Genomic DNA, 19,661 nt, shown 5'->3' on the forward strand with positions numbered 1-19,661 from the left:
CCATACCGTGCGGAGGGCCCACACTAGGAGGCGCGGCGGCCCTGCGCCAGCCGATTTGGGCGCGAATACAACCGATTATTGTGGCGGCCCCAACTTCGCCAGCGCGTGCGAGATCGGCGTGAGCGCCGCTTCGGCTTGCCGGAAGAGCGCGTAGCTGGCGTCCAGCCGCGCCGCGCGCGCCGGGGCGGGGCGGTAGACGGCCGCCGGGGCGGCGAGGCGCTCCTGCGCGGCCTCAAGGGTTTCGCCGTCGGCCGCCGCAGCCGCCGCGATCGCGCCCCCGAGAAGGCCCGGCTCCGCATGCGCGGCGGTGACCACCGGAACCCCGCACACATCGGCCTTGACCTGCGCCCAGGCCGGGCTCGCCGCGCCGCCGCCGCCGAAGCGGATCTCCGCGGGCCGGAACCCGAGGGCGGCCTCGGCGCGCTCGAACACGATCCGGTTCAGGAAGGCGACGCCCTCCAGCACGGCCCAGGCGCAATCCGTCGCCGTGTGGCGGCGATCGAGGCCCACAAAGGCCCCGCGCAGCATCGGGTCCCAATAGGGCGTCCGCTCGCCCTGCAGGTAGGGCAGAAACAGGAGCGGCTGGGCGAAGCGTTCGCCCGCCAGGAGGCGGTCCAGCGCCGGGCCGGTCGCCTCATCGGCGAAGCCCAGCAGGTCCAGCGCCCAGCGCAGCGCGTCCGCGCCGTTCTGCCCGGGGCCGCCCAGATGCGTGAGGCCGCCCCAGTCCACGCTCATCAGCCCGGGCGCCTGCGCGGGCCCCTTGGAGAACACGCCCACGACCTCGGTGGTGCCCGAGAGATTATAGGCGCCGCCATGGTGCAGCGCCCCGAGCCCGAGCACGGACGCCCAGGTGTCGTGCGAGAGCATCACGACGCGCGCGCCCGCCAGCCGGCCCAGCGCGCCGGGCAGTCCGCGCCGAACGGCCCCGACGACGCTGGCCGGCCGAAGCAGGTCCGGCGTGGGATCGGCGATGTTGGCCGCCTCGAAGAGCGAGCCGCCGCCCGGGCCCGGTTGGCGGCACGCGGCGAGCCGGGCGGAGGCGATAGGGTCCGACGCCATGCGGCCGGTCAGGCGGGCGTTGAGCCAGTCCTTCGGCTCCAGCACCCGCGCAACCGCGGCGGCGCGATCGGGCGCCGTGCGGCGCAGCCAGGCGAGGCGCGCCAGCGGATGAAACGCATTCACGAGTGCGGTTTCGACGTGGTCCTGCGGCAGCCTCGCCCGCAGCGTGTCCGCGTCGGCGGCGGAACGGGCGTCCGCCCAGGTCAGGGCGGGGCCGAGCGCCCGCCCGCGGGCGTCCACGAACACCTGCGTGCGCGTCACGCTCGTGATCGCAACCGCAGCGGCCGCCTCGAAGGCGGCCTGCGCCACGCTCTCGAGCTCGTCGGCGGCGTCGGCGAGCAGCGTCCACCACGTCGCGGGATCGGCCTCGGCGCTCCCGGCGGATCCGAAAGGCTGCGGCCGGCCCGCCATCGCGACAACGCCGCCGTCGCTCCCCACCAGCGCGGCGCGCAGGCTGGTGCCGCCGAGATCCACGGCGAATGTGGTGTGGTGCGCGGATGTCATGGCCTCAGGCCGCCTGCACTTCCCGCAAGAACCGATCCACCGACGTCCGGAACTCGGAGGCGAGTTGGCCCATCTCGCGCGCGTCCGCGAGCACGCGCATTGCGGCCACGCTGGTGCCGTCCGCGGTTCCGGCCGTGAGCGCGAGCGACTGGTCGAGCTGGCCCGCGCCCGCCGCCGCGCTCGAGATGCTGGAAGCAATCTCCGCCGTCGCGACGGTCTGTTGTTCAATCGCGCCGGCGATCTGGTCGGTGACGCCGGAGATCTCGGCCACGATGCTGTCGATCTCCGCCATGGCCTGCACGGCCTGCGCGCCGCTGCCCACGATGTCGTGCACCGTGCCGGTGATGCCGTCCGTCGCCTTGGCGGTCGCGGCCGCCAGCGACTTCACCTCCGCGGCCACCACCGCGAAGCCCCGCCCCGCCTCGCCGGCGCGCGCCGCCTCGATGGTGGCGTTGAGCGCCAGCAGGTTGGTCTGCTGCGCGATGCTCTGGATCAGCGCCAGCACGCTCTCGATGCGCGCGCCGGAGGCGGCCAGCTTGGAGATGGAGCCCTGCGTCACGGTGGTCATTTCGGTGGCGCGGCGGACGATGCCGCTGGCCTCGCCGATCTGCGTGGCGATCTTTTCCACGGACTGCTCAAGCTGCTTGGCCGAGTGGTCGATCGAGCCCACGTCCTTGGAGGTCTGGGCCGCCGACATGGCGGCCGAGCGGGTGTGCTGGTCGACGATCTGCGCCGCCTGCGTGAGCTCGCCCGCCAACCCCTCGAAGCTCGCCGTGAAGGCCCCCATCCGCTCCAGCGCGGAGGCGACGTGGAGCCTGAATTCATGGATGGCGGTCTCGATCCGGGTCTGGCGCTCCTTCTCGACCGCGCCGGCCCGCACCTTGGCGTCGAGCTCGTTCTTGAGTTCGGTTTGGAGCCGCAGCGCCTCCACGACGCGCGCCAGCGTGCCGATCTCGTCCGGTCGCCGAAGGCCCGGGACCCCCACCGAGGTGTCGCCGCTGGCGATCCGCTGCAGCAGGTCGATATGCTGCGAGATCGGCCGCGAGATGCTGCGGGTGAGGTAGCGGTAGAGTTGCCCGGCCAGCAGCAGGGTGACCAGGAGGGCCAGCACGGTGGCGAAGCGCAGGCGCTGGGCGAAGCTCGCCGCGCCCGCCGAGGCGGCGTCGAGCGAGTCCCCGATCTGACCGCGCAGCTCCGCCGCCATGCGGCCGAGCTGGCGCGTATCGTCCGTATAGCCGTCGATGCGCCGGAGCAGGTCCGCCGGGTCCGTCGGGGGGCGGTCCGCCAGCGCGGAGCCGTCCGCGATGTGCTGGACGAGCCGGTCCCGCAAGGCCGGAACCTCTGGGGCCAGAACCGGATCGATGCTCGCCAGGAACTGCAGCGTGCCGTTGAGCTTCTCGCGTGTGGTCCTGACGTCGTCCGTCACGCCCGGCCCGGCGGCCGGGTCCATGGCCTTGCGGATGACCCGCCGGTCGAACGCCTGCACGTCGATCACGCCGCGATAGAAACCGTCGAGATTGTGCGCCGACTCCCGCGTGCTCGCGACGCTGGCCATGAGCCAGTAGGTCGACATGATCGCCGATCCGCCGACCGCCAGGGCCAGCAGCGCCACGCCGCCCACCACCACGGACGCGTGGGTCCTGATCGAGACGCCTCGGAGCCAACGAAACATTGCGCAGAATTCCCTCTGCCTCAACACAAAGCAGAGCGGTCCTAATACTGCCTTTACGACTATGATCATCGCGAGCGCGCCGGCGCGGTTTCGACGGCGTTGGGCCAGCTTGTCGCGCCGCCCTGCAATGAAACCCTTTCCTTTCGAAGCGCGTTCTCGACCGGCGCAAACTGCGCCGTGCTCCGGGGACCCGTCGATGCTGGACGAACAACACACGCGGGAGCGCGGCGACGCGCGCGCCAAGCTGGATCTGTACAAGAGCCTGCTCGACTGGAGACGGACGGTCGGGGATCTCTACGCCGACATCCGCATGATGGAGCCCGAGGAGGGCTGGGCGTTGTGGCGCGACACGCGCGACCGCCTGTTCCGCAGCCACGCGCAGTCGCCGCTGTCGCAGGCCCGTCGGACCCAGTTTGAGGGCGTGAACTACTTTCCGTACGATCCCGCATTGCGCTTCACCGTGGCGCTGCAGCCCGCCGAGGGGCGCGAGACGCTGCAGGCCGAGGCCGGCAAGGACGGGCTCATGACGCTCGTGCCCTTCGCGCTCACGCAAGGGCTGGAGCAGCCGCTCGGCAAGGAGCTGACGCTTTACTGGATCAACGGCTATGCGGGCGGCGTCTTCCTGCCCTTCAACGACGCCACGAATGGCTGGACGACATTTGCGGGTGGGCGCTACCTGCTCGACACCATCAAGAGCGCCGATCTCGGCGCTGCCGAGGATGGCCGGCTGATCCTCGATTTCAACTTCAGCTACTACCCGTCTTGCGCTTATTCGGAGGCCTGGGTCTGTCCGCTGTCGCCGATCGAGAACCGGCTGAAACGGGCGATTGCGGGCGGCGAACGCGACGCTCCGGATGATCGCCGCGAGCCGGCGGGCCTGCGTCTCGTCTGACGGCGAGTTGATGACCTACCGCCATTGAGCGCTTGCGCGCCGGTTTTCAACCGATAGCCTGACCGCATGATCCTTCGAGGGGCTTTTCCGATGCGTATCGCGCCAGTTCTCGCCGTTGCGGCGACTTTCGTCGTCTCGTCCATCTCGGCCGTGTCAGCCCAGACCATCAAGATCGGCTCCAAGAACTTCACCGAGCAGTTCGTGGTCGCCGAGCTCTACGCGGCCGCCCTGGAAGGAGCGGGCTTCAAGGTGGAGCGCAAGATCAACCTCGGCGGCACGCTGGTGGCGCACGAGGCGCTGAAAAGCGGCGCGATTGACCTCTATCCCGAATACACCGGCACCGGCCTGAACGCCGTCATGAAGGCGCAGGGCGTCACCGAGACGGATCCCGAGAAGGTCCGCGGCATGGTGAAGGCCTTCTACGAGAAGGAATTTAACCTCACCTGGCTGAAGCCGTCGGGCATCAACAACGGCTACGCGATCGTGGTGCGGCCCGACACCGCAAAGGAATACGGGTTGAAGACCCTGAGCGACCTCGGCAAGGCATCCTCCAAGCTGAAGCTCGGCGCCGGCGCCGAGTTCGTGGATCGCCGCGACGGCATCAAGGGCCTGAAGGAGGTCTACGGGGCCGAGTTCCAGGAGTTCAAGCAGTTCGCGGCGCTGCGCCTGCGTTACGACGCGCTCACGCAAAAGCAGGTCGACGTCGCCAACGGCTTCTCGACCGATTGGCAGATCGCGGCCGAGAAATTCATCGCGCTCGATGACGACAAGTCTCTGTTCCCTCCCTACTACCTCGCCCCGGTGGTGCGCCCGGACATCGCCGCCAACGAGAAGGTGGTGGCCGTGCTCGAGAAGGTCGGCGCGGCGCTCGACAACCCCACCATGCAGGAGCTGAACCGGCAGGTGGAAGTCGACAAAAAGGAGCCCCGCACGGTGGCGGCCAACTTCCTGAAGAGCAAGGGCCTGTGACCTGAGCCGCGGGCCAGGTCCGTGGGGGCGGAACCTGAACACGACGCGGTGACGTTCGGCGGGAGCGCCGTCGCGCTGGCGGACATCGTTGCGGTCGCGCGTCGCGCCGCGCCGGTGCGCCTCGACGCGAGCGTCGGACCGCGCCTTGCGGCGGCGCGCGCCGTGGTCGATCGCGCGCTTGGGCGCAATGACGCCGTCTACGGCCTGACCACCGGCCTCGGCGCCGCGGTCGACACCCGGCTGGACGCGGAGCAGATCGCGGCCTTCCAGACGCGGGCCATCCGGGCTCGCGCGGTCGGCGTCGGTGAGTGCATGGCGCCCGATGAAGTACGGGCCATGCTGGCCGCCCGCCTGGCCGGCCTCTGCCAGGCGGCGTCCGGCATTTCGCCAACGCTCGTGGACGCTGTCGCGGCCCTGCTCAACAAGGGCGTGACGCCGCGCGTGCGCCGCATCGGCTCGCTCGGCGAAGCGGACCTGAGCCCGCTCGCGCAGGCGTTCCTGCCGCTGATCGGCGAAGGCGAGGCCGAGCGTGACGGCGCTGTGGTGTCCGGCGCCGACGCTTTGGCGACGGCCGGGCTCGCGCCCGCGACGCTGGGGCCGAAGGACGCCCTGGCGCTGCTCAACAGCAACGCCCAGAGCATCGGCCTGGCGGCGCTCGCCCTTGTGGATCTGCGGGCGGTTCTGGAAGCGGCGATCCTGGCCGGCGCCTTGTCGCTGGAGGGCTACCGCGCCAACCTGTCGCCGCTGGACCCCGACCTCGGCCGCCTGCGCGGCCTGGAAGGCCATGCGGCGGGCCTGCGGGCGCTGCGAGCCGCGCTCGATGGCTCCGCCCTGTTCGGACCCGGAGTCGCCCTGCGCGTGCAGGATCCGATCTCGTTTCGCACTCTCGCCCCCGTGTTCGGCTGCGCGCTGCGGGCCTGCGAGGCCGCGGAAGCGGTCGCGACGGCCGAACTGAACGGCGTCGGCGACAGCCCGGTGGTGCTGCCGGAGCGGGACGCCATGCTGTCCAGCGTCAACTTCGACACCACCGAGCTCGCGCTGGCGCTGGAGGCCGCCGGGCTCGCGCTGTCGCACCTTGCCGCGATCTCGGCCGCCCGTGTCACCAAGCTGATGTCGCCGGGCGCGAGCGGCCTGCCGCGCTTTCTCACCCGCCATGGCGGATCGCATTCGGGCTTCGCCACCACGCAGAAAACAGCCTCCGCGCTGGAAGCCGAGATCAGGCATCTCGCGCATCCGCTCGGCGCCCTCACGATCCCGGTGGCGGACGGCGTGGAAGACTACGCCCCGATGACGCCGGCCATCGTCGACAAGCTGCACGCGACGGTGCGCCGCTTCGCCCGGCTCGTCGCGATCGAGCTCGTGGTCGCCGCCCAGGCCGTGGATCTGCGCGAACCCGCCGCGCTCGGCCATGGCGCGGCTCTTGCGTACGACTTCGTGCGCGCCGCCGTGGGGCCGCTGGGCGACGACCGCCCGATGGGACGCGAATACGAGGCGCTGGCGCTGCGCATCCTCGATGGCGAGCTGCCGCGGCGGCTGGATCCCGAGGTCGCCGAGGCATGAGCTGGCTGGTGGAGAACTACGACCGCCTGCTGGTCGCCCTGTGGGAGCACATCCAACTCGTCGGCGTCGGGCTCGCGATCTCGCTTGCGCTCGGCCTGCCGCTCGGCGTCGTGGCTGCGCGGCGTCCTGGCTTCGCGGTGTTCATCCTGCTCGTGTCGGGCGCGCTCTACACCGTGCCGGCGCTGGCCATCTTCGCGCTGCTGATCCCCTATCTTGGTCTCGGCTTCTGGCCCGCCATCGTGGCGCTGGTCGCCTATGCGCTCCTGATCATCATCCGCAACGTGTCGACGGGGCTCCGGCAGGTCTCGCCCGACATCCTCGACGCCGCGCAGGGCATGGGCTACGGCCCGATGCGCCGGCTCTTCGCCATCGAGCTGCCGCTCGCCATGCCGGTGATCGTGGCGGGCATTCGCATCACGGTGGTCACGCAGGTGTCGGTCGCCACCGTGGCGGCCTTCATCAACGCCGGCGGGCTGGGCGACATCATCTTCCAGGGCATCACGCAGGATTTCGGGGAGAAGGTCGTCATCGGCGCCGTTGCGACATCGGCGCTCGCGGTGGCGTGCGACGAGGCGCTGCGCCGGATCGAGATGCGGCTGCGCGCCGCGCAGGCGGACGCCCTGTGATGGCGGGTGCGCGCTGATGCTCCAGTGGATCGCCGACAATCCCCGCATCTTCACGGTGGCGCTGCAGAACCACCTTTGGATCTCGGCCGCCGCCCTCGCGGCCGTGCTCGCCATCGCGCTGCCGCTCGGGCTGGCGCTCACGCGCCGCCGCGCGCTGGCGGGCGCCGCCATCGGGATCGTCAACGTGTTGCGAACGGTGCCGTCGCTGGCGCTGCTGGTGATCATGCTGCCGGTGCTGGGCACCGGCTTCCTGCCGTCTGTGGTGGCGTTGACGCTCTACGGGCTGCCGGCGCTGCTGCTGAACACCTATACGGGCCTGACCGAGGTGGACCGCGACATCGTCGACGCGGCGCGCGGGCAGGGGTTCTCCGACCGGCAGGTGATGACCCGCATCGAGATCCCGCTGGCGCTGCCGGTGGTGTTCGCGGGCGTGCGAACCGCCGCCGTGCAGATCGTCTCGGCCGCCACGCTGGCGGCCTTCATCGGCGGCGGCGGGCTCGGCGAGCTCATCACCTCCGGAATGGCGAACTTCAACTTCCCGCAGCTTGTGGCCGGCGCGCTCGCGGTGGCGCTGCTGGCGTTGGCGGTGGAGCTCGCCTTCGCGGCCCTGGAATGGGTCATGACGCGCTCCACGGGGCTTCGCGACTGATGAAAGGCGTTGGCGCGTGATCAGGCTGGAAGCTGTCAGCAAGATGTTTCCCGGCGCGGCGCGGCCCGCCGTGGATGCGCTGGACCTCGAGGTGCCGTCCGGCCGCACCTGCGTGCTGATCGGCCCCTCGGGCTGCGGCAAGACCACCACGATGCGGATGGTGAACCGGCTGATCGAGCCCAGCGCCGGCCGCATCATCGTGGAGGGCGAGGACGTCACCACGGTGGACCCGGTCGGCCTGCGCCGGCGCATCGGCTACGTGATCCAGCAGGTCGGCCTGTTTCCGCACATGACCATCGCGGACAATGTCGCGGCCGTGCCGCGCCTCCTCGGCTGGCCGGAGGCGCGCATCCGCGAGCGCAGCGCCGAGATGCTGTCGCTGGTGGGGCTGGAGCCCGGCCAGTTCCTGTCGCGCCACCCGCGCCACCTGTCGGGCGGTCAGCGGCAGCGCGTCGGCGTCGCCCGGGCCCTGGCGGCCGACCCGCCCGTGATGCTGATGGACGAGCCCTTCGGGGCCATCGACCCCATCGTGCGCGGGCGCCTGCAGGAGGAATTCCTCGACATCCTGCGCAGGCTGAAGAAGACCGTGATCCTGGTCACGCACGACATCGACGAGGCGATCCGCATGGGCGACCTCGTCGCCATCATGCGGGATGGGCGGCTCGTGCAGTACGACGCGCCGGAGCGCCTGCTGGCCGCGCCGGCGGACGGCTTCGTGGCCGATTTCGTCGGCGCCGACCGGGCGCTGCGTCGCCTGTCCTTGCTGCGCGCCATGGATGTCGCCGAGCCGGGCGAAAGCGGCGGGCTGCGGCTGCCGGGCTCGCTGTCGGCCCGCGACGTGCTGTCGGCCCTGCTGGCCGAGGGGCGGGACGTCGCCACCATCCTGGACGGGGAGGGAAGGGCGGCGGGGACGCTCACGCTCGCCGCCATCCAGCGCCTGAGCGTGCTCGACAACCCGCACCCGGACGGAACCGGGCGTGCCTAGCCGGGCTGCCGGTAGCCGGCGCGGTCGGCCGCCTCGGCTTTGTCACGCAGGATGGCGTAGTCGCCCGCATCGACCGCCGCGAAGCCGGTGAGTTGCAGCGAGGCCAGGAGCGCCCGGCCGGCGTCGTCCTCCGCGAACCCCAGCAGGGCGGAGCGCAGCGCCGCGAGGGTCGCGGCGTCCACGGATGGCGAGGCCGCCAGCAGCGGCATTGGCCGGGGGGCGGTGGTCACGACCACGCGCAGCCGCGCCGCCGTGTCCGGCTCGTGGGCCAGGAGCAGGTCGTGGTAAAAAGAATCGAGCGGGCCGATGTCGATGACGCCGGACAGCACCGCGTCGATCACCCGGCGCGGCGTCTGCAGACCGCCGACGCTCTCGGCGAAGAGCGTCCGCCCCTTGTCCACATGCGGTAAAAGATGCGTCCGCAGCGCCTGGAAACCCGATTGCGAGTGCTCGGCCGTCCACCCGATGCGCCCGCCGAAGCTGTCCTCCAGCGTTCGGAGCGGGCCGTCGGCGCGCACCACGAGGCGCGTGGCGTAATGGGGCCGCCCGTCGCCGCTCGCCGGAATGGGAGCGGCGACCGGCGCGAGGCCGAAGCCGCCGGTCACGAACGGAAACCCGCAGATAAACGCGAGCCCGAGGTCCGGTCGCCGCCACAGCTCCTCCAGCGGCGCGGGCGCGGCATGCGGGATCACGTCCAGAGGGACGCCCGACACGGCGGCGACGCGCCCGAACAGCGCCGTCCAGGCGCCCGCCACGGCGGCGTTCACCGCATACATGCGGGCGTTGGCGACCAGCCTCACGCGTAGCGCAGCCGTTGGCCGAGCCCCATCCGGGCGGCCTTCTCGAGCATGAAGTGCCCCAGCGCGATGTCTGACAGCGACAACCCGCGATGCCAGAACAGGATCGTCTCGTCGTCGCTCTCGCGCCCTGGCTTGCGCCCGGCGACGATCTCGCCCATCTCGGCGTGGAGCGTCTCGGCCGAGAGCTTGCCGGCGTCCACATGCGGCCGCAGCGCGCCGAAGGGCCCGCCCTTGCACTGGCCCCAGTCGTCCACCACCAGCTTCGCCATGATGTCGGTGAGCGACAACTCCACGGCGCTCATGGTGCCGTACGGAACCACGAAGGCGCCGGGCTTGATCCATTCGGTCTTCAGCAGCGGCTCCGGCGCGTTGAGGCGCGACGCCTCCACGACGATGTCGGCGCCGTCCACGCAGGAGCGCCAGTCCGGCGTCGCCACCACGCGCTTGCCGAGGTCGGCGCTGAGCCGCTCCGCGAAGGCGTCCCGGCTCTCCGGGCGGCGCGAATGGACGCGGATCTCGTCGAAGTCGAACAGCGAGTCGAGCAGCCGCACGTTCCAATAGGCCGTGCCCCGTGCGCCGATGTGGCCCAGCACCCGCGAGCCCTTGCGGGCGAGGTGCTTGGCCCCGATGGCCGTCACCGCGCCGGTGCGCATGTCGGTGAGGTGGCTGCCGTCCACGATGGCCTTGGGGACGCCGTTCAGCGGGTCCATGAGCAGGAGGAGCCCCATCTCGGAGGGCAGCCCCTGCTGGTAGTTGTCCACGAAGTCGCCGATCACCTTCACGCCCGCCCGGGCGATGGGCGCCCGGAAGGCGCCGCGCAGCACATTGAAATGGCCGTTCGCGCCCGCGTTCGGCATCAGGTGCACGCGCGGCTCGATCACGGTCTCGCCGCGGCCCTGGGCGGCGAGGCCCGCCTCCACGGCCGCGATGATCTCCGCGTCCGTGAGCCGCAGGGCTTCCACGTCGATGGCGTTCAGGTAGTCGATATACAACTCGGCCTTCGGCATGCCGGCGCGCTCCTGCTCTCTCGTTTCGTCCTACGGATCGTCCACCGTCACGCGGGCAGTGGTCACCTGGTCGCCCTTCTGCTCGGCGTTCAGCGTCACCTGCCGGCCCGGAACGAGGTTCTCGGCCGAGCCCTGCGCGAAGGTGAACACCTTGGTGTCGGGCGTCAGCGCGATGGTCTTCTCGCCGCCCTTGTAGGTGAGCTTCATCGCCTTGCCGTCGCTGGTGTCCACGGTTTCGGCCATGGTGGCGTTGGTCATGGTGCTCTCGGGCAGGAGGTCCCACGCGCGGTGGCCTTCGCCCGTGCCCCGCATGGCGGCCGGGAAAATGAAGATCTCGACGGCCTTCAGGGTCTCGCCCGTTCCCGGCACGGCGGCGACGCCCACATAGTCGTTCGGCTTGATCTGGCTGGCCTCGGCCCGCACGCGCCGGCCGACCGTGACGTTGGGGGCGAGCTGCACGTTCACGGTGGCGCCCTCCCGGGTGCGAACCTCGAGCACGCTCGCGTTGGCGCTCACGATGGCGCCGCGCAGGCGGGCCGTCTGGGCGCTCGCGCCCGTGGCCGTGACGGCGGCGAGGCCGACCGTCGCGAGGGTGAGATTGAGGAAGAAGGAAAATCGCATGCGGGATGCTCCGGAGGGGGATGCCGCATCCTCGACCGCCCGCCTGCGTCGCGCCACCCCACCACACGCAGCTTTGATCGGGCGGGAAGATTTGTTTTCCGTCGTCGCCGCCATCGCGCCGGGGCGTCCGCGCCCGCCGCGCAGCGCTGCCGGGCGCTGGACGCGGCTTGACGCCGGCTGCGCTTCGCCCGATCGGTTGCGGGCGGCGCGACACCTCATGTGCGGTTGCCGAGCGTGAGAGAGGGACGGCGTGACCGCGTATCTGGAAGGGGCTCTGGCCGGTCTTGCCCTCAGCCCCGGCGTGGTTGCGATCCTGATCGCCGTGGTGCTGGGCGCAGCGGTGCTGCGCGGCTTCACGGGCTTCGGCTTTGCGATCGCGGCCGTGCCGCTTCTCAGCCAGGTCGTGCCGCCGCTGGTCGCCGTCACGATGGCGCTTTGCATGCAGACGCTGGGCGGCCTCATCGACCTGCGCCGCTCCTGGCGCGATTGCCACCGCGGCTCGTTGCGCTGGCTCCTGACCGGCGCGCTCGCCGGTTCCCCGGCAGGCATGGCGCTGCTGGGCGTCGCCCCCGCCTCCATCGCCCGCATCGCCATCGGGGGGATCACGCTGATCGCCGCTGTGTCGCTGGCCCGCGGCGCGGCCCTCGCCGCCATGCCGGGCAAGGCGGTTACGCTCGGCGCCGGGCTGCTCGCCGGAATTTTCAGCGGCCTCGCCGCTATGCCGGGTCCGCCTGCGGTCGCGTACTACCTGGCGTCGCCGGTCAGCCGCACCCAGGCCCGCGCCTCCATGCTGGTGTTCTTTTTCCTGACGTCCTCGCTCGCGCTCGCCAGCGCGCTCTGGCTCGGCCTCGCCGACAAACGTGCGCTGGTGCTGGCCGTGATCGGCATGCCCGTGATGGTGCTCGGCGTTCACGCCGGCAATCGCGCGTCCCGCCACGGCGGCGAGCGTACCCATCGGCTCATCGCGATCGCGCTGCTGGTCGTGATCGCGGTCAGCAGCATCGCGCGCGGCGGCCACGAACTCTGGCCGTGAGGCGGGGCACAACGCCCTCGGCCGCCCTCAGCCTCAAACCCTCGACACCGTCGTTCTCCGATCCGCATCGCCTGGGGCGATGCTCTTCAGCGTCAGGGGATTGATGAAGGGATGGGGCGAGGCATTCACCGCACCTGCGTTCCTTTGAGCCCGAGCGATCCCGGGTTCATCAGGCCGCGCGGGTCGAGCGCCCGCTTCACGTCCTGCAGCAGCGACCAGGTTTCAGGCTTCAGGATCTCGGCGAACGGGTAATCGCGCGCGATCTGCCAGCTGACGCCGCCGAGTCCCGCGTAGAGCTCCTGCGTGGCGCGGCGCAGCTCCGCGACGGCGTTGCGGGTTTCAGGGTTGGCCGGGCGATTCATCCACGGCTTCACGATTTCGGCCCCCACGCTGGCGGCGTGCAGGGGCGTGATCTCGTCGGTCCAGTAGAAAGCCGGCTCCAGAAAGAACTCGTTGCCCACCGTCATGCTCATCACCGAGTAGACGATGCCATGGCGCTCCATGAAGGGCTGGCGCTCGGCGAAGAACGCCTCGTTGGCGTCCACCACGCGCTGCGCATCGCCGAGCGGGAACACGGCGTGGATCGGCACCCAGCGCTCGCCGTTGAGGCCCAGCATGCCCCGCACGGGCCCGAAGGGCTTCGCCCGCATCACCTTGGGCACGCTGTTCTCGATCTCGGTTCCATGCGCCCGCCCGATGGCGCTCAGCGTCGCCATGCCCCTGCGCAGCGCGTCCGCGTCGGCGCCCTCCGTGACGATGTGGAGCGTGTAGTTGTGCGCCTTCAGGAAGTTCGCGCCCGCCACCGCCACGCCGGCCGCCGCCTTGACGCCCTCCAGCAGCGACTTGCCCGAGGTCGCCACCGCGCCGAGCGCCTTCAGCCCGTCCGAGATGCGGTTCACGCTGGCCGAATGCTGCGCCTTGGTGCGATCGATGCCGAAGCCCTCCGCGACGAGGCGGGTGCGCGCCATCTCGACCTGTGCGGCCGCCATGGCGTTCAGGCTCTGGAAGCCGAAGGACAGGAAGCCCGTCTCGGCCGGCCGGGGCCACAGCCGCAGCGTCGCCGAGACCTTGACGCCGAAGGCGCCGTTGTCGCCCAGAAACAGCCCGGTCAGGTCCGGCCCGCCCTCGCGCGTGAAGGGCTTGGTCCCCTTCCGCCCGCCCGAGCCCGTGGTCGCCAGCCGCCCGTCCGGCAGCGCGACGGTGACGCCGAGCACCGCCTCCGCGACCGTGCCGTTGAGCGCCGAGCCAAAAAAGGCGCTGTTCTGCGAGAGCGCGCCGCCCACCGTGGCGTTGACGCCCGACAGCGGCCCCCAATAGCCCGTGCGCAGGCCCGTGCCTTCCAGCGCTGCGTTGACGCTCTCCCAGGTGCACCCGGCCTCGACCGTGATGTAGCGATCGTCGGCGTTGACCTCGACGATGCGGTTGAGCTTGCGCGTGTCGATCACGACCGAGTCGGCGCGGTCCGGAAGGTAGCCCTTGGTGTACGACATGCCGCCGCCGCGCGGCACCACCGAGAGCCCGTGCTCGGCCGCGACCCGCACCGCCTCGGCGACCTCCTCGCCGGTTTGCGCCATCACGACCGCGAGCGGCGGAATGCCCGGCTGCCAGAAGATGTCGTTGGCGTAGTAGTCGCGCGTCTTGGCGTCCGCGAGCACGCGGTCGTCGCCCAGCGCGCGCTGCAGGGCGTCAAGAGCCATCAGGTCGTCAGCTCGAATATGGTCCGCCATCGACATCGGGCGCTCCTCCGTTCGGGGCGGTTCGTCGCCCGCCGATTTGGGCCGGATCGAACCACCGCAGGCCGACGCGTGTCAACTTTCGACTTCCATTTCATACCGTGACATGGGTAATCTGAGGGCGGACCACAGAAGTTGCCGGACGATCCATGGCTGAGACCGACTCCCCCACCCAGAATGTCAGGGCCGTCACCCGGGCCCTCTCCGTCCTGTCGTCATTTTCGGGGAAGAGCGTCCAGTCGCTGGCCGAGGTCACCAACGCCACCGGCCTCGACAAGGGCACCACGCGCCGCCTCCTGCTGACCCTGATGAGCAGCGGCTTCATCGCCCAGGACCCGGCCACCCAGCATTATCGGCTCGGCCGCGCCATCCGGGACCTCGCCGCCAATGTGGCCGACGATCTCGACCTGCGCAGCCTCGCGCTGCCGGTTCTCACCGAGCTTGCCGGCGACGTGCACGGCACGGCCTTTCTGTCGGTCTACGACGAGGGCGACGTGGTGTGCCTCGACCGCATCCACGACATGAAAGGCATCGAGGTTCATTGGTGGGCGGTGGGCGGCACCCTGCCGTACAACTGCGGCGGTGCCCCCAAGCTGCTGCTCGCGTTTCAGGAGCCTGCCGAGATCGAGCGCGTTCTCCGGCAACCGGCCGCCGCCCTCACGCCCAAGAGCATCACCGACAAGGCGGAGCTCAAAGCCTCGCTGGCGAAGATCCGGGAGCGCGGCTGGGAACTCGCGGTCGACGACGTGGCGCTTGGCCTTTCGGCGCTTGCCGTGCCGGTGCGGGGTCGCGACGACGCCATCGTGTGCTCGATCAGCATCGCCGGCCTCACGCCGCAGATGGTGGCGCGCAACAAGCCGGTTCATCTTGCCCGTATGCAGAGCGCGGCCGCGGCCATCGAACGCCGCCTCAAGGGGGCTGGGCGGAGCTAGCGTGTCACTCTATGAAACGCGGGTTGTGGTTTGACAGAGCAGAGCCGTTGGCGCTAGTTTGGGTTGTGGCCGATGAGGCCGTGAGAACGCCGTAGCCGAAGCTCGAAGACGCATTGCCCCGAGGGCGGGGCGTCACGGGCCCGGTCCACGACGGTTCGACGATGATCACCAAGATCACGCGAAAGATCGGGGAGGGAACATGAGCAAAGCTTCCGCAGCCGCGCGCACGTTGCGCGGCGTTCTGGCCGGCGCCGCCGCGCTGGCAATCGGCTATGCCGGAACCGCCGCCGCCGCTCCCGCGGCCGGCGAATACGGCGTCGGCTTCATCACCGAGAACACCGGCCCGCTGGCCGCCGCCGGCGTGTCCTATCATCGCGGCGCGCAACTCGCCGTCGACGAGATCAACGAGGGCGCCTGGATCGGGCAGGGCGTCAAGCTTAAGCTCAACGAAAAGGAAAGCGGCTCGGACGCGGCGCGCGCCGTGCAGGCGCTCACGCAGTTCTCGGCCGACCGCAACGTCATCGCGGTGACGTGCTGCATCCTCTCGCCGGTCGCCGCCGCCCTGAAGCCGGTCACCACCAACGCCAAGCTGCCGCTCGTGATCTACGGCGCGACGCTGCCCGGCCTGCCGCAGCCCCCCTATGTCACCTCCGTTGTTGGCCTGCCCGGCCCGCAAGAGGTGAAAATGTCGAAGATGCTGGCCGAAACCTTGAAGCCCAAGACGGTCGCGTACTTCGTCAACGCCGACAACGAAGGCTTCCAGAACCGCTTCAAGGCCGCCCAAAAAGTCATGGAAGAGGCGGGAGTGAAGACCGCCGGCGTCGTCAGCATTCTGTCGGCCGACACCGACTTCACCGCCCCGGCCACCCAGGCGATGGCGACGAACCCCGACCTGATCATGGTCTGGACCACGCAGACGCCCGCCGCCGGCATCATCGCGGCGCTCCGGGCGCGCGGCTACGCCGGCAAGATCTCGGCGTCCGACGTTATCTCGCCGGCTCCCGTGTTCAAGAAGATCGGCGCGGCGCTCGCCGGCGTCCCCTTCCCGATCGTGTTCTCCTCCGAAATCTCGAGCAGCCCGGAGGCGAAGAAGTTCGTCGAAGGCTACACCAAGAAGTTCGGCGAGGCGCCCGACACCTACTCGGCCCAGGGCTATACGTCGCTGTACCTGATCGCACAGGCCATGAAGAGCCTGGACGGCAAACCCTCCCGTGAGGATCTCGCCGCCGCGCTCGGCAAGGCTTCGGCCGTGGAATACAACATCTATGGCGGCCTCCCGATGGTGAACGGCCAAGCCGAAGTCCAGAACTCGCTGGTCGCCGCCTGGACGGCGGACGGAAAGGTCGTGCGCTGGGAGAACAAGTGATGCAGCTCTTTGTCGAGCAGCTGATCAACGGCTGGGCGCTGGGCTCGCTCTACGCCCTGTTCGGGATCGGCTTCGGCCTCGTCTTCTCCACGCTCGGCATCCTCAACGCCGCGCACGGGACCTACGCGAGCTGGGCCGCCATCGCGGGCTACTACGCGGTGGAGCGCTTCGGCGTCCCGTTCCCGGTCGCGATCGCGGCGGGCGTGATCGGCGGCGGCCTCCTGGCCGTCGTCGTGGACCAGATCGGCTTCCAGCCGCTCCGGGCCAAGAAGACCGGCATGCTCGGCGCGCTGATCACCAGCATCGCGTTCTGGATCATCCTCGACAGCCTGGCCGGTTTCGCGACCGGCCAGCAGAGCCTGGCTTTCCCGGCCGCGAGCTATCCCAACCAGATGGTCGTGATGGGCCCGCTGCGCGTGCCGCAGATGCAGATCATCACCATCGTGGCGCTGCTTGTCTGCACCATCGGCATCCACCTCTTGATCCAGAAGACCCGCATCGGCGCGGCCATGCGGGCCGTCGGCTGGAACGAGGTCGCGGCGGCGCTGGGCGGCGTCAACGCCCGCATGGTGATCCTGCTGACCGCCTTCTTGGCGGGCGCGACGTCCGGGCTCGCCGGCGTGCTGGGCGGCATCTCGACCTCCAACGTGTCGTTCACGCTGGGCGAAGGCTTGATGCTGAAGGGCTTCGCTGCCGTGGTGGTGGGCGGCTACGACGACGTTCGCGGCACCGCCATCGCGGGCATCTGCCTCGGCATCATCGAGGTCTTCGTGGCCCAGTACATCTCCACGAGCTTCCGCGACGGCTTCACCTACATGCTGCTCCTCGCCTTCCTGATCGCCCGTCCGCGTGGGCTGTTCGGCAGCGCCAGCTTCGTGCGGGCCTGAGATGGAGACCTTCCTCGACCTCTGGGCCGCCTATGGCAGCACCGTCACTTTCGCGATGGTCAACGCGCTGTTCGCGCTGAGCACCTACGCGGTGCTGTCCACGGGCGTGCTGAGCTTCACCACGGTGGTGTTCGCCGCCGTGGGCGGCTTCCTGGCCGCGCAGCTCTCCGGCAAGTTCGGCTTGCCGCTCTGGGCCGCCTTTCCGGCGGCGGCGCTGGGCGGCGGCTTCGCGGCCGCCGTGGTGGCCTTCGCGTTTCTGCGGCTCGAGAGCCACTGGATGGCGCTCGCCAGCCTCGCGCTGGTGCTCATCACCCGCGTGACGGCCCTGAACGCGCCGGCTCTGACCGGCGGCGTCAACGGCCTGATCGTGCCGGTCCGGGTCGAGCCATTGGAACTCGCGATCCTGCTGGCGCTCTGCACGGTGGTGTTCTGGCGCCTGCACCGGTCGTGGTTCGGCCTCGCCTCCAGGGCCGTACGCGAGGACGCGGCCGTGGCCTCCACGATGGGGATCAGCCCCTATCGCATCCAGTTCATCGCCTTCCTGATCAGCGGCGTGGTCGGCGGCCTCGGCGGCGCGGCGCTGGCCTTCACGCTGCAGTTCATCTCGCCCGAGACCTATTTCATTGGCATCGCCTTCACGATGATCGCCTCCACGGTGCTGGGCGGCTCCTTCCACTGGCTCGGCCCGATCATCGGCGCGGCCGTGTTCACGGCGCTTCCCACCACCATGCAGGCCATCGTCCCGCAGATCGAGGACGTGGCGAAAGGCGTGGTGCTGCTGTTGATCATGATCTTCCTGCCGCGCGGCCTCATCGATCCGCGAGCCTGGGGGCTGAAGAAGGCCGCCAAGCTTCGTGAGGAGACCGAAGCCAAGCGGGCGGCGGAGCGCGACGCCCATGCGTGACGCCGGCTCCCTCCTCGTGCTCGACCAGGTGGTGAAGACCTTCGGCGGCGTCGCCGCTGTGGGCGGGCTCACGGCCCATGTCCGCCAGGGCAGCGTCCATGGCCTGATCGGCCCCAACGGAGCCGGCAAGACCACGGTGATCAACCTGATTACCGGGCTCTTCCACCCCAGCGCGGGCAGCATCCGCTTCAATGGCGCGAAGCTGGAGGCCATGGCCCCGCAGGACATCGCCGCAACGGGCATTTCGCGCACCTACCAGAATGTTCGCCTGTTCAGCGGCATGACGGCGCTCGAGCAGGTGATGACCGGCTGCTACCTGCGCCGCGGCGTGTCGCTGTGGTCGTCCTTCCTGGGCCTCCCGGCGGCGTCTAGCGCCTGGCGCTCCACCCGCGAGCAGGCGCTGCACCTGCTCGACCGGGTCGCGATGGCCCACCGCGCCGACGAGCTGGCCGAGACGCTGAGCTATGGCGAGCAGCGCCGCATCGAGATCGCCCGCGCGCTCGGCTCCGACCCGAAGCTGCTGTTGTTGGACGAGCCCACGGCGGGCATGAACCATTCCGAGGCGGAGGCGGTCGGCCGCCTCGTCCACGAGCTGCGCGACGCCGGGCTCACCATCCTGATGGTCGAGCACAACATGAGCCTCGTCACCGCCTTCTGCGACAGCTGCACGGTGATGAATTTCGGCCGCCTGCTGGCCGAAGGGGACCCGAAGACCTGCATCGCCGACCCGGCCGTGCAGGAAGCCTATTTCGGACGCAAGAACGATGCTGACCGTATCCAAGCTCTCCGCTAGCTACGGGGCGATCCAGGCCGTCCGGGGCATCGACCTCCAGGTCAAGGCGGGCTCGCTCTGTGTCGTGCTGGGCTCCAATGGGGCCGGCAAATCGACGACGCTGCGCAGCATCGCCGGCCTGCACCGGCCGGTGTCGGGCTCCATCAGCCTCGACGGCGCGGAGATCTCGCGACTGCCGCTGCACAAGGTGGTGCGCTCCGGCCTCGCGCTGGTGCCGGAAGGCCGCATGGTGGTCGCGCCTCTGACCGTGGAGGAGAACCTCGGCCTCAGCGCCTTCGCGGGCCGCAACGCCGATCCAGAGCTCCTCGACAAGGTCTACACGCTGTTCCCGCGCCTGGCCGAGCGGCGCCTGCAGAAGGCCGGCCTGCTCAGCGGCGGCGAGCAGCAGATGCTCGCTATCGGCCGCGCATTGATGACCCGGCCGCAGATGCTGGTGCTGGACGAGCCCTCGATGGGTCTCGCCCCCTCCATCGTCGACCTCGTGTTCCAGGCGATCGTGGCGCTGCACCGCGAGGGCCAGTCCATCCTGCTGGTGGAGCAGAACGCCGCCATCGCGCTCTCGGTCTGCGACTACGGCTACGTTATGCGCCGCGGCCAGATCGTGGTCGAGGGCACGCCCGACGCGCTGAAGCAGAACCCGGAAGTGCTGGAAGCCTACCTGTCGTAGCG

At 70.2% G+C, this 19,661-nt stretch carries 19 protein-coding genes; 13 read left to right on the forward strand and 6 right to left on the reverse strand.

Features of this window, described 5'->3' with window-relative positions; genetic code table 11:
* Positions 1 to 75 precede the first annotated feature (75 nt).
* Together IEV99_RS03100 and IEV99_RS03105 are read right to left on the reverse strand one after the other, a co-directional pair.
* Positions 76 to 1,563 carry a xylulokinase gene (locus IEV99_RS03100; protein WP_188516254.1) on the reverse strand — a complete coding sequence of 496 codons (1,488 nt, stop codon included), beginning with the start codon at positions 1,561 to 1,563 and terminating at the stop codon, positions 76 to 78.
* Between the two features lie 4 nt (positions 1,564 to 1,567).
* Positions 1,568 to 3,235, reverse strand: coding sequence for a methyl-accepting chemotaxis protein (locus IEV99_RS03105; RefSeq protein WP_188516255.1), 1,668 nt, complete (start codon positions 3,233 to 3,235; stop codon positions 1,568 to 1,570).
* A 196-nt stretch (positions 3,236 to 3,431) separates the two neighbouring features.
* Between IEV99_RS03105 and IEV99_RS03110 the strand changes: the two genes are divergently transcribed.
* From IEV99_RS03110 to IEV99_RS03135, 6 genes are all read left to right on the forward strand, one after another.
* Complete coding sequence (locus IEV99_RS03110) at positions 3,432 to 4,127, forward strand: DUF1684 domain-containing protein (protein ID WP_188516256.1); 696 nt, start codon at positions 3,432 to 3,434, stop codon at positions 4,125 to 4,127.
* Positions 4,128 to 4,217: 90 nt separating this feature from the next.
* A complete protein-coding gene (locus tag IEV99_RS03115; RefSeq protein WP_188516257.1) occupies positions 4,218 to 5,096 on the forward strand; it encodes a glycine betaine ABC transporter substrate-binding protein in 879 nt (292 codons plus the stop codon).
* 48 nt (positions 5,097 to 5,144) lie between these two features.
* Complete coding sequence (locus IEV99_RS03120) at positions 5,145 to 6,656, forward strand: HAL/PAL/TAL family ammonia-lyase (protein ID WP_188516258.1); 1,512 nt, start codon at positions 5,145 to 5,147, stop codon at positions 6,654 to 6,656.
* Positions 6,653 to 7,282 (forward strand): ABC transporter permease, encoded by a 630-nt coding sequence (locus IEV99_RS03125; RefSeq protein WP_188516259.1) that lies wholly within the window; start codon positions 6,653 to 6,655, stop codon positions 7,280 to 7,282. Before IEV99_RS03120 ends, IEV99_RS03125 begins: the two co-directional genes overlap by 4 nt.
* A 16-nt stretch (positions 7,283 to 7,298) precedes the next feature.
* Entirely contained in the window at positions 7,299 to 7,931 is a 633-nt protein-coding gene (locus IEV99_RS03130; RefSeq protein WP_188516260.1) for an ABC transporter permease, read from the forward strand.
* A gap of 16 nt (positions 7,932 to 7,947) precedes the next feature.
* Positions 7,948 to 8,916: an ABC transporter ATP-binding protein gene (locus tag IEV99_RS03135; RefSeq protein ID WP_188516261.1), complete on the forward strand. Its 969-nt coding sequence runs from the start codon at positions 7,948 to 7,950 to the stop codon at positions 8,914 to 8,916.
* Here IEV99_RS03135 and IEV99_RS03140 read toward each other — a convergent pair.
* The 3 genes from IEV99_RS03140 to IEV99_RS03150 are packed head-to-tail and all read right to left on the reverse strand — an operon-like array spanning position 8,913 to position 11,344.
* Entirely contained in the window at positions 8,913 to 9,716 is an 804-nt protein-coding gene (locus IEV99_RS03140) for a phosphate/phosphite/phosphonate ABC transporter substrate-binding protein (protein WP_210318611.1), read from the reverse strand. The genes IEV99_RS03135 and IEV99_RS03140 overlap by 4 nt on opposite strands.
* Positions 9,713 to 10,723: an ornithine cyclodeaminase family protein gene (locus tag IEV99_RS03145; RefSeq protein ID WP_188516262.1), complete on the reverse strand. Its 1,011-nt coding sequence runs from the start codon at positions 10,721 to 10,723 to the stop codon at positions 9,713 to 9,715. The genes IEV99_RS03140 and IEV99_RS03145 overlap by 4 nt, the downstream gene beginning before the upstream one ends.
* 30 nt (positions 10,724 to 10,753) lie before the next feature.
* The gene (locus tag IEV99_RS03150) at positions 10,754 to 11,344 is read right to left on the reverse strand and encodes a hypothetical protein (RefSeq protein ID WP_188516263.1); all 591 of its coding nucleotides are present in this window, start codon (positions 11,342 to 11,344) and stop codon (positions 10,754 to 10,756) included.
* 250 nt (positions 11,345 to 11,594) lie between these two features.
* Between IEV99_RS03150 and IEV99_RS03155 the strand changes: the two genes are divergently transcribed.
* Positions 11,595 to 12,377, forward strand: coding sequence for a sulfite exporter TauE/SafE family protein (locus IEV99_RS03155; RefSeq protein WP_188516264.1), 783 nt, complete (start codon positions 11,595 to 11,597; stop codon positions 12,375 to 12,377).
* Positions 12,378 to 12,502: 125 nt separating this feature from the next.
* Here the strand turns inward: IEV99_RS03155 and IEV99_RS03160 are convergent, their stop codons facing one another.
* On the reverse strand, positions 12,503 to 14,110 hold the full coding sequence (locus IEV99_RS03160; RefSeq protein WP_210318612.1) for an FAD-binding oxidoreductase: 1,608 nt from the start codon (positions 14,108 to 14,110) through the stop codon (positions 12,503 to 12,505).
* A 149-nt stretch (positions 14,111 to 14,259) separates the two neighbouring features.
* Between IEV99_RS03160 and IEV99_RS03165 the strand changes: the two genes are divergently transcribed.
* The 6 genes from IEV99_RS03165 (at position 14,260) to IEV99_RS03190 (ending at position 19,659) form a co-directional block, all read left to right on the forward strand.
* The gene (locus IEV99_RS03165) at positions 14,260 to 15,042 is read left to right on the forward strand and encodes an IclR family transcriptional regulator (RefSeq protein ID WP_188516265.1); all 783 of its coding nucleotides are present in this window, start codon (positions 14,260 to 14,262) and stop codon (positions 15,040 to 15,042) included.
* 199 nt (positions 15,043 to 15,241) lie between these two features.
* On the forward strand, positions 15,242 to 16,408 hold the full coding sequence (locus tag IEV99_RS03170; RefSeq protein WP_188516266.1) for an ABC transporter substrate-binding protein: 1,167 nt from the start codon (positions 15,242 to 15,244) through the stop codon (positions 16,406 to 16,408).
* Positions 16,408 to 17,295 (forward strand): branched-chain amino acid ABC transporter permease, encoded by an 888-nt coding sequence (locus IEV99_RS03175; protein WP_188516267.1) that lies wholly within the window; start codon positions 16,408 to 16,410, stop codon positions 17,293 to 17,295. Before IEV99_RS03170 ends, IEV99_RS03175 begins: the two co-directional genes overlap by 1 nt.
* A 1-nt stretch (position 17,296) precedes the next feature.
* Positions 17,297 to 18,199, forward strand: coding sequence for a branched-chain amino acid ABC transporter permease (locus IEV99_RS03180; protein ID WP_188516268.1), 903 nt, complete (start codon positions 17,297 to 17,299; stop codon positions 18,197 to 18,199).
* Positions 18,192 to 18,992, forward strand: coding sequence for an ABC transporter ATP-binding protein (locus IEV99_RS03185; protein ID WP_188516269.1), 801 nt, complete (start codon positions 18,192 to 18,194; stop codon positions 18,990 to 18,992). The genes IEV99_RS03180 and IEV99_RS03185 overlap by 8 nt, the downstream gene beginning before the upstream one ends.
* Positions 18,964 to 19,659: an ABC transporter ATP-binding protein gene (locus tag IEV99_RS03190; protein ID WP_188516270.1), complete on the forward strand. Its 696-nt coding sequence runs from the start codon at positions 18,964 to 18,966 to the stop codon at positions 19,657 to 19,659. Before IEV99_RS03185 ends, IEV99_RS03190 begins: the two co-directional genes overlap by 29 nt.
* Positions 19,660 to 19,661: the final 2 nt, after the last annotated feature.

Origin of the sequence: Alsobacter metallidurans (assembly GCF_014636935.1) — a bacterium.
Lineage (GTDB): Bacteria > Pseudomonadota > Alphaproteobacteria > Rhizobiales > Beijerinckiaceae > Alsobacter > Alsobacter metallidurans.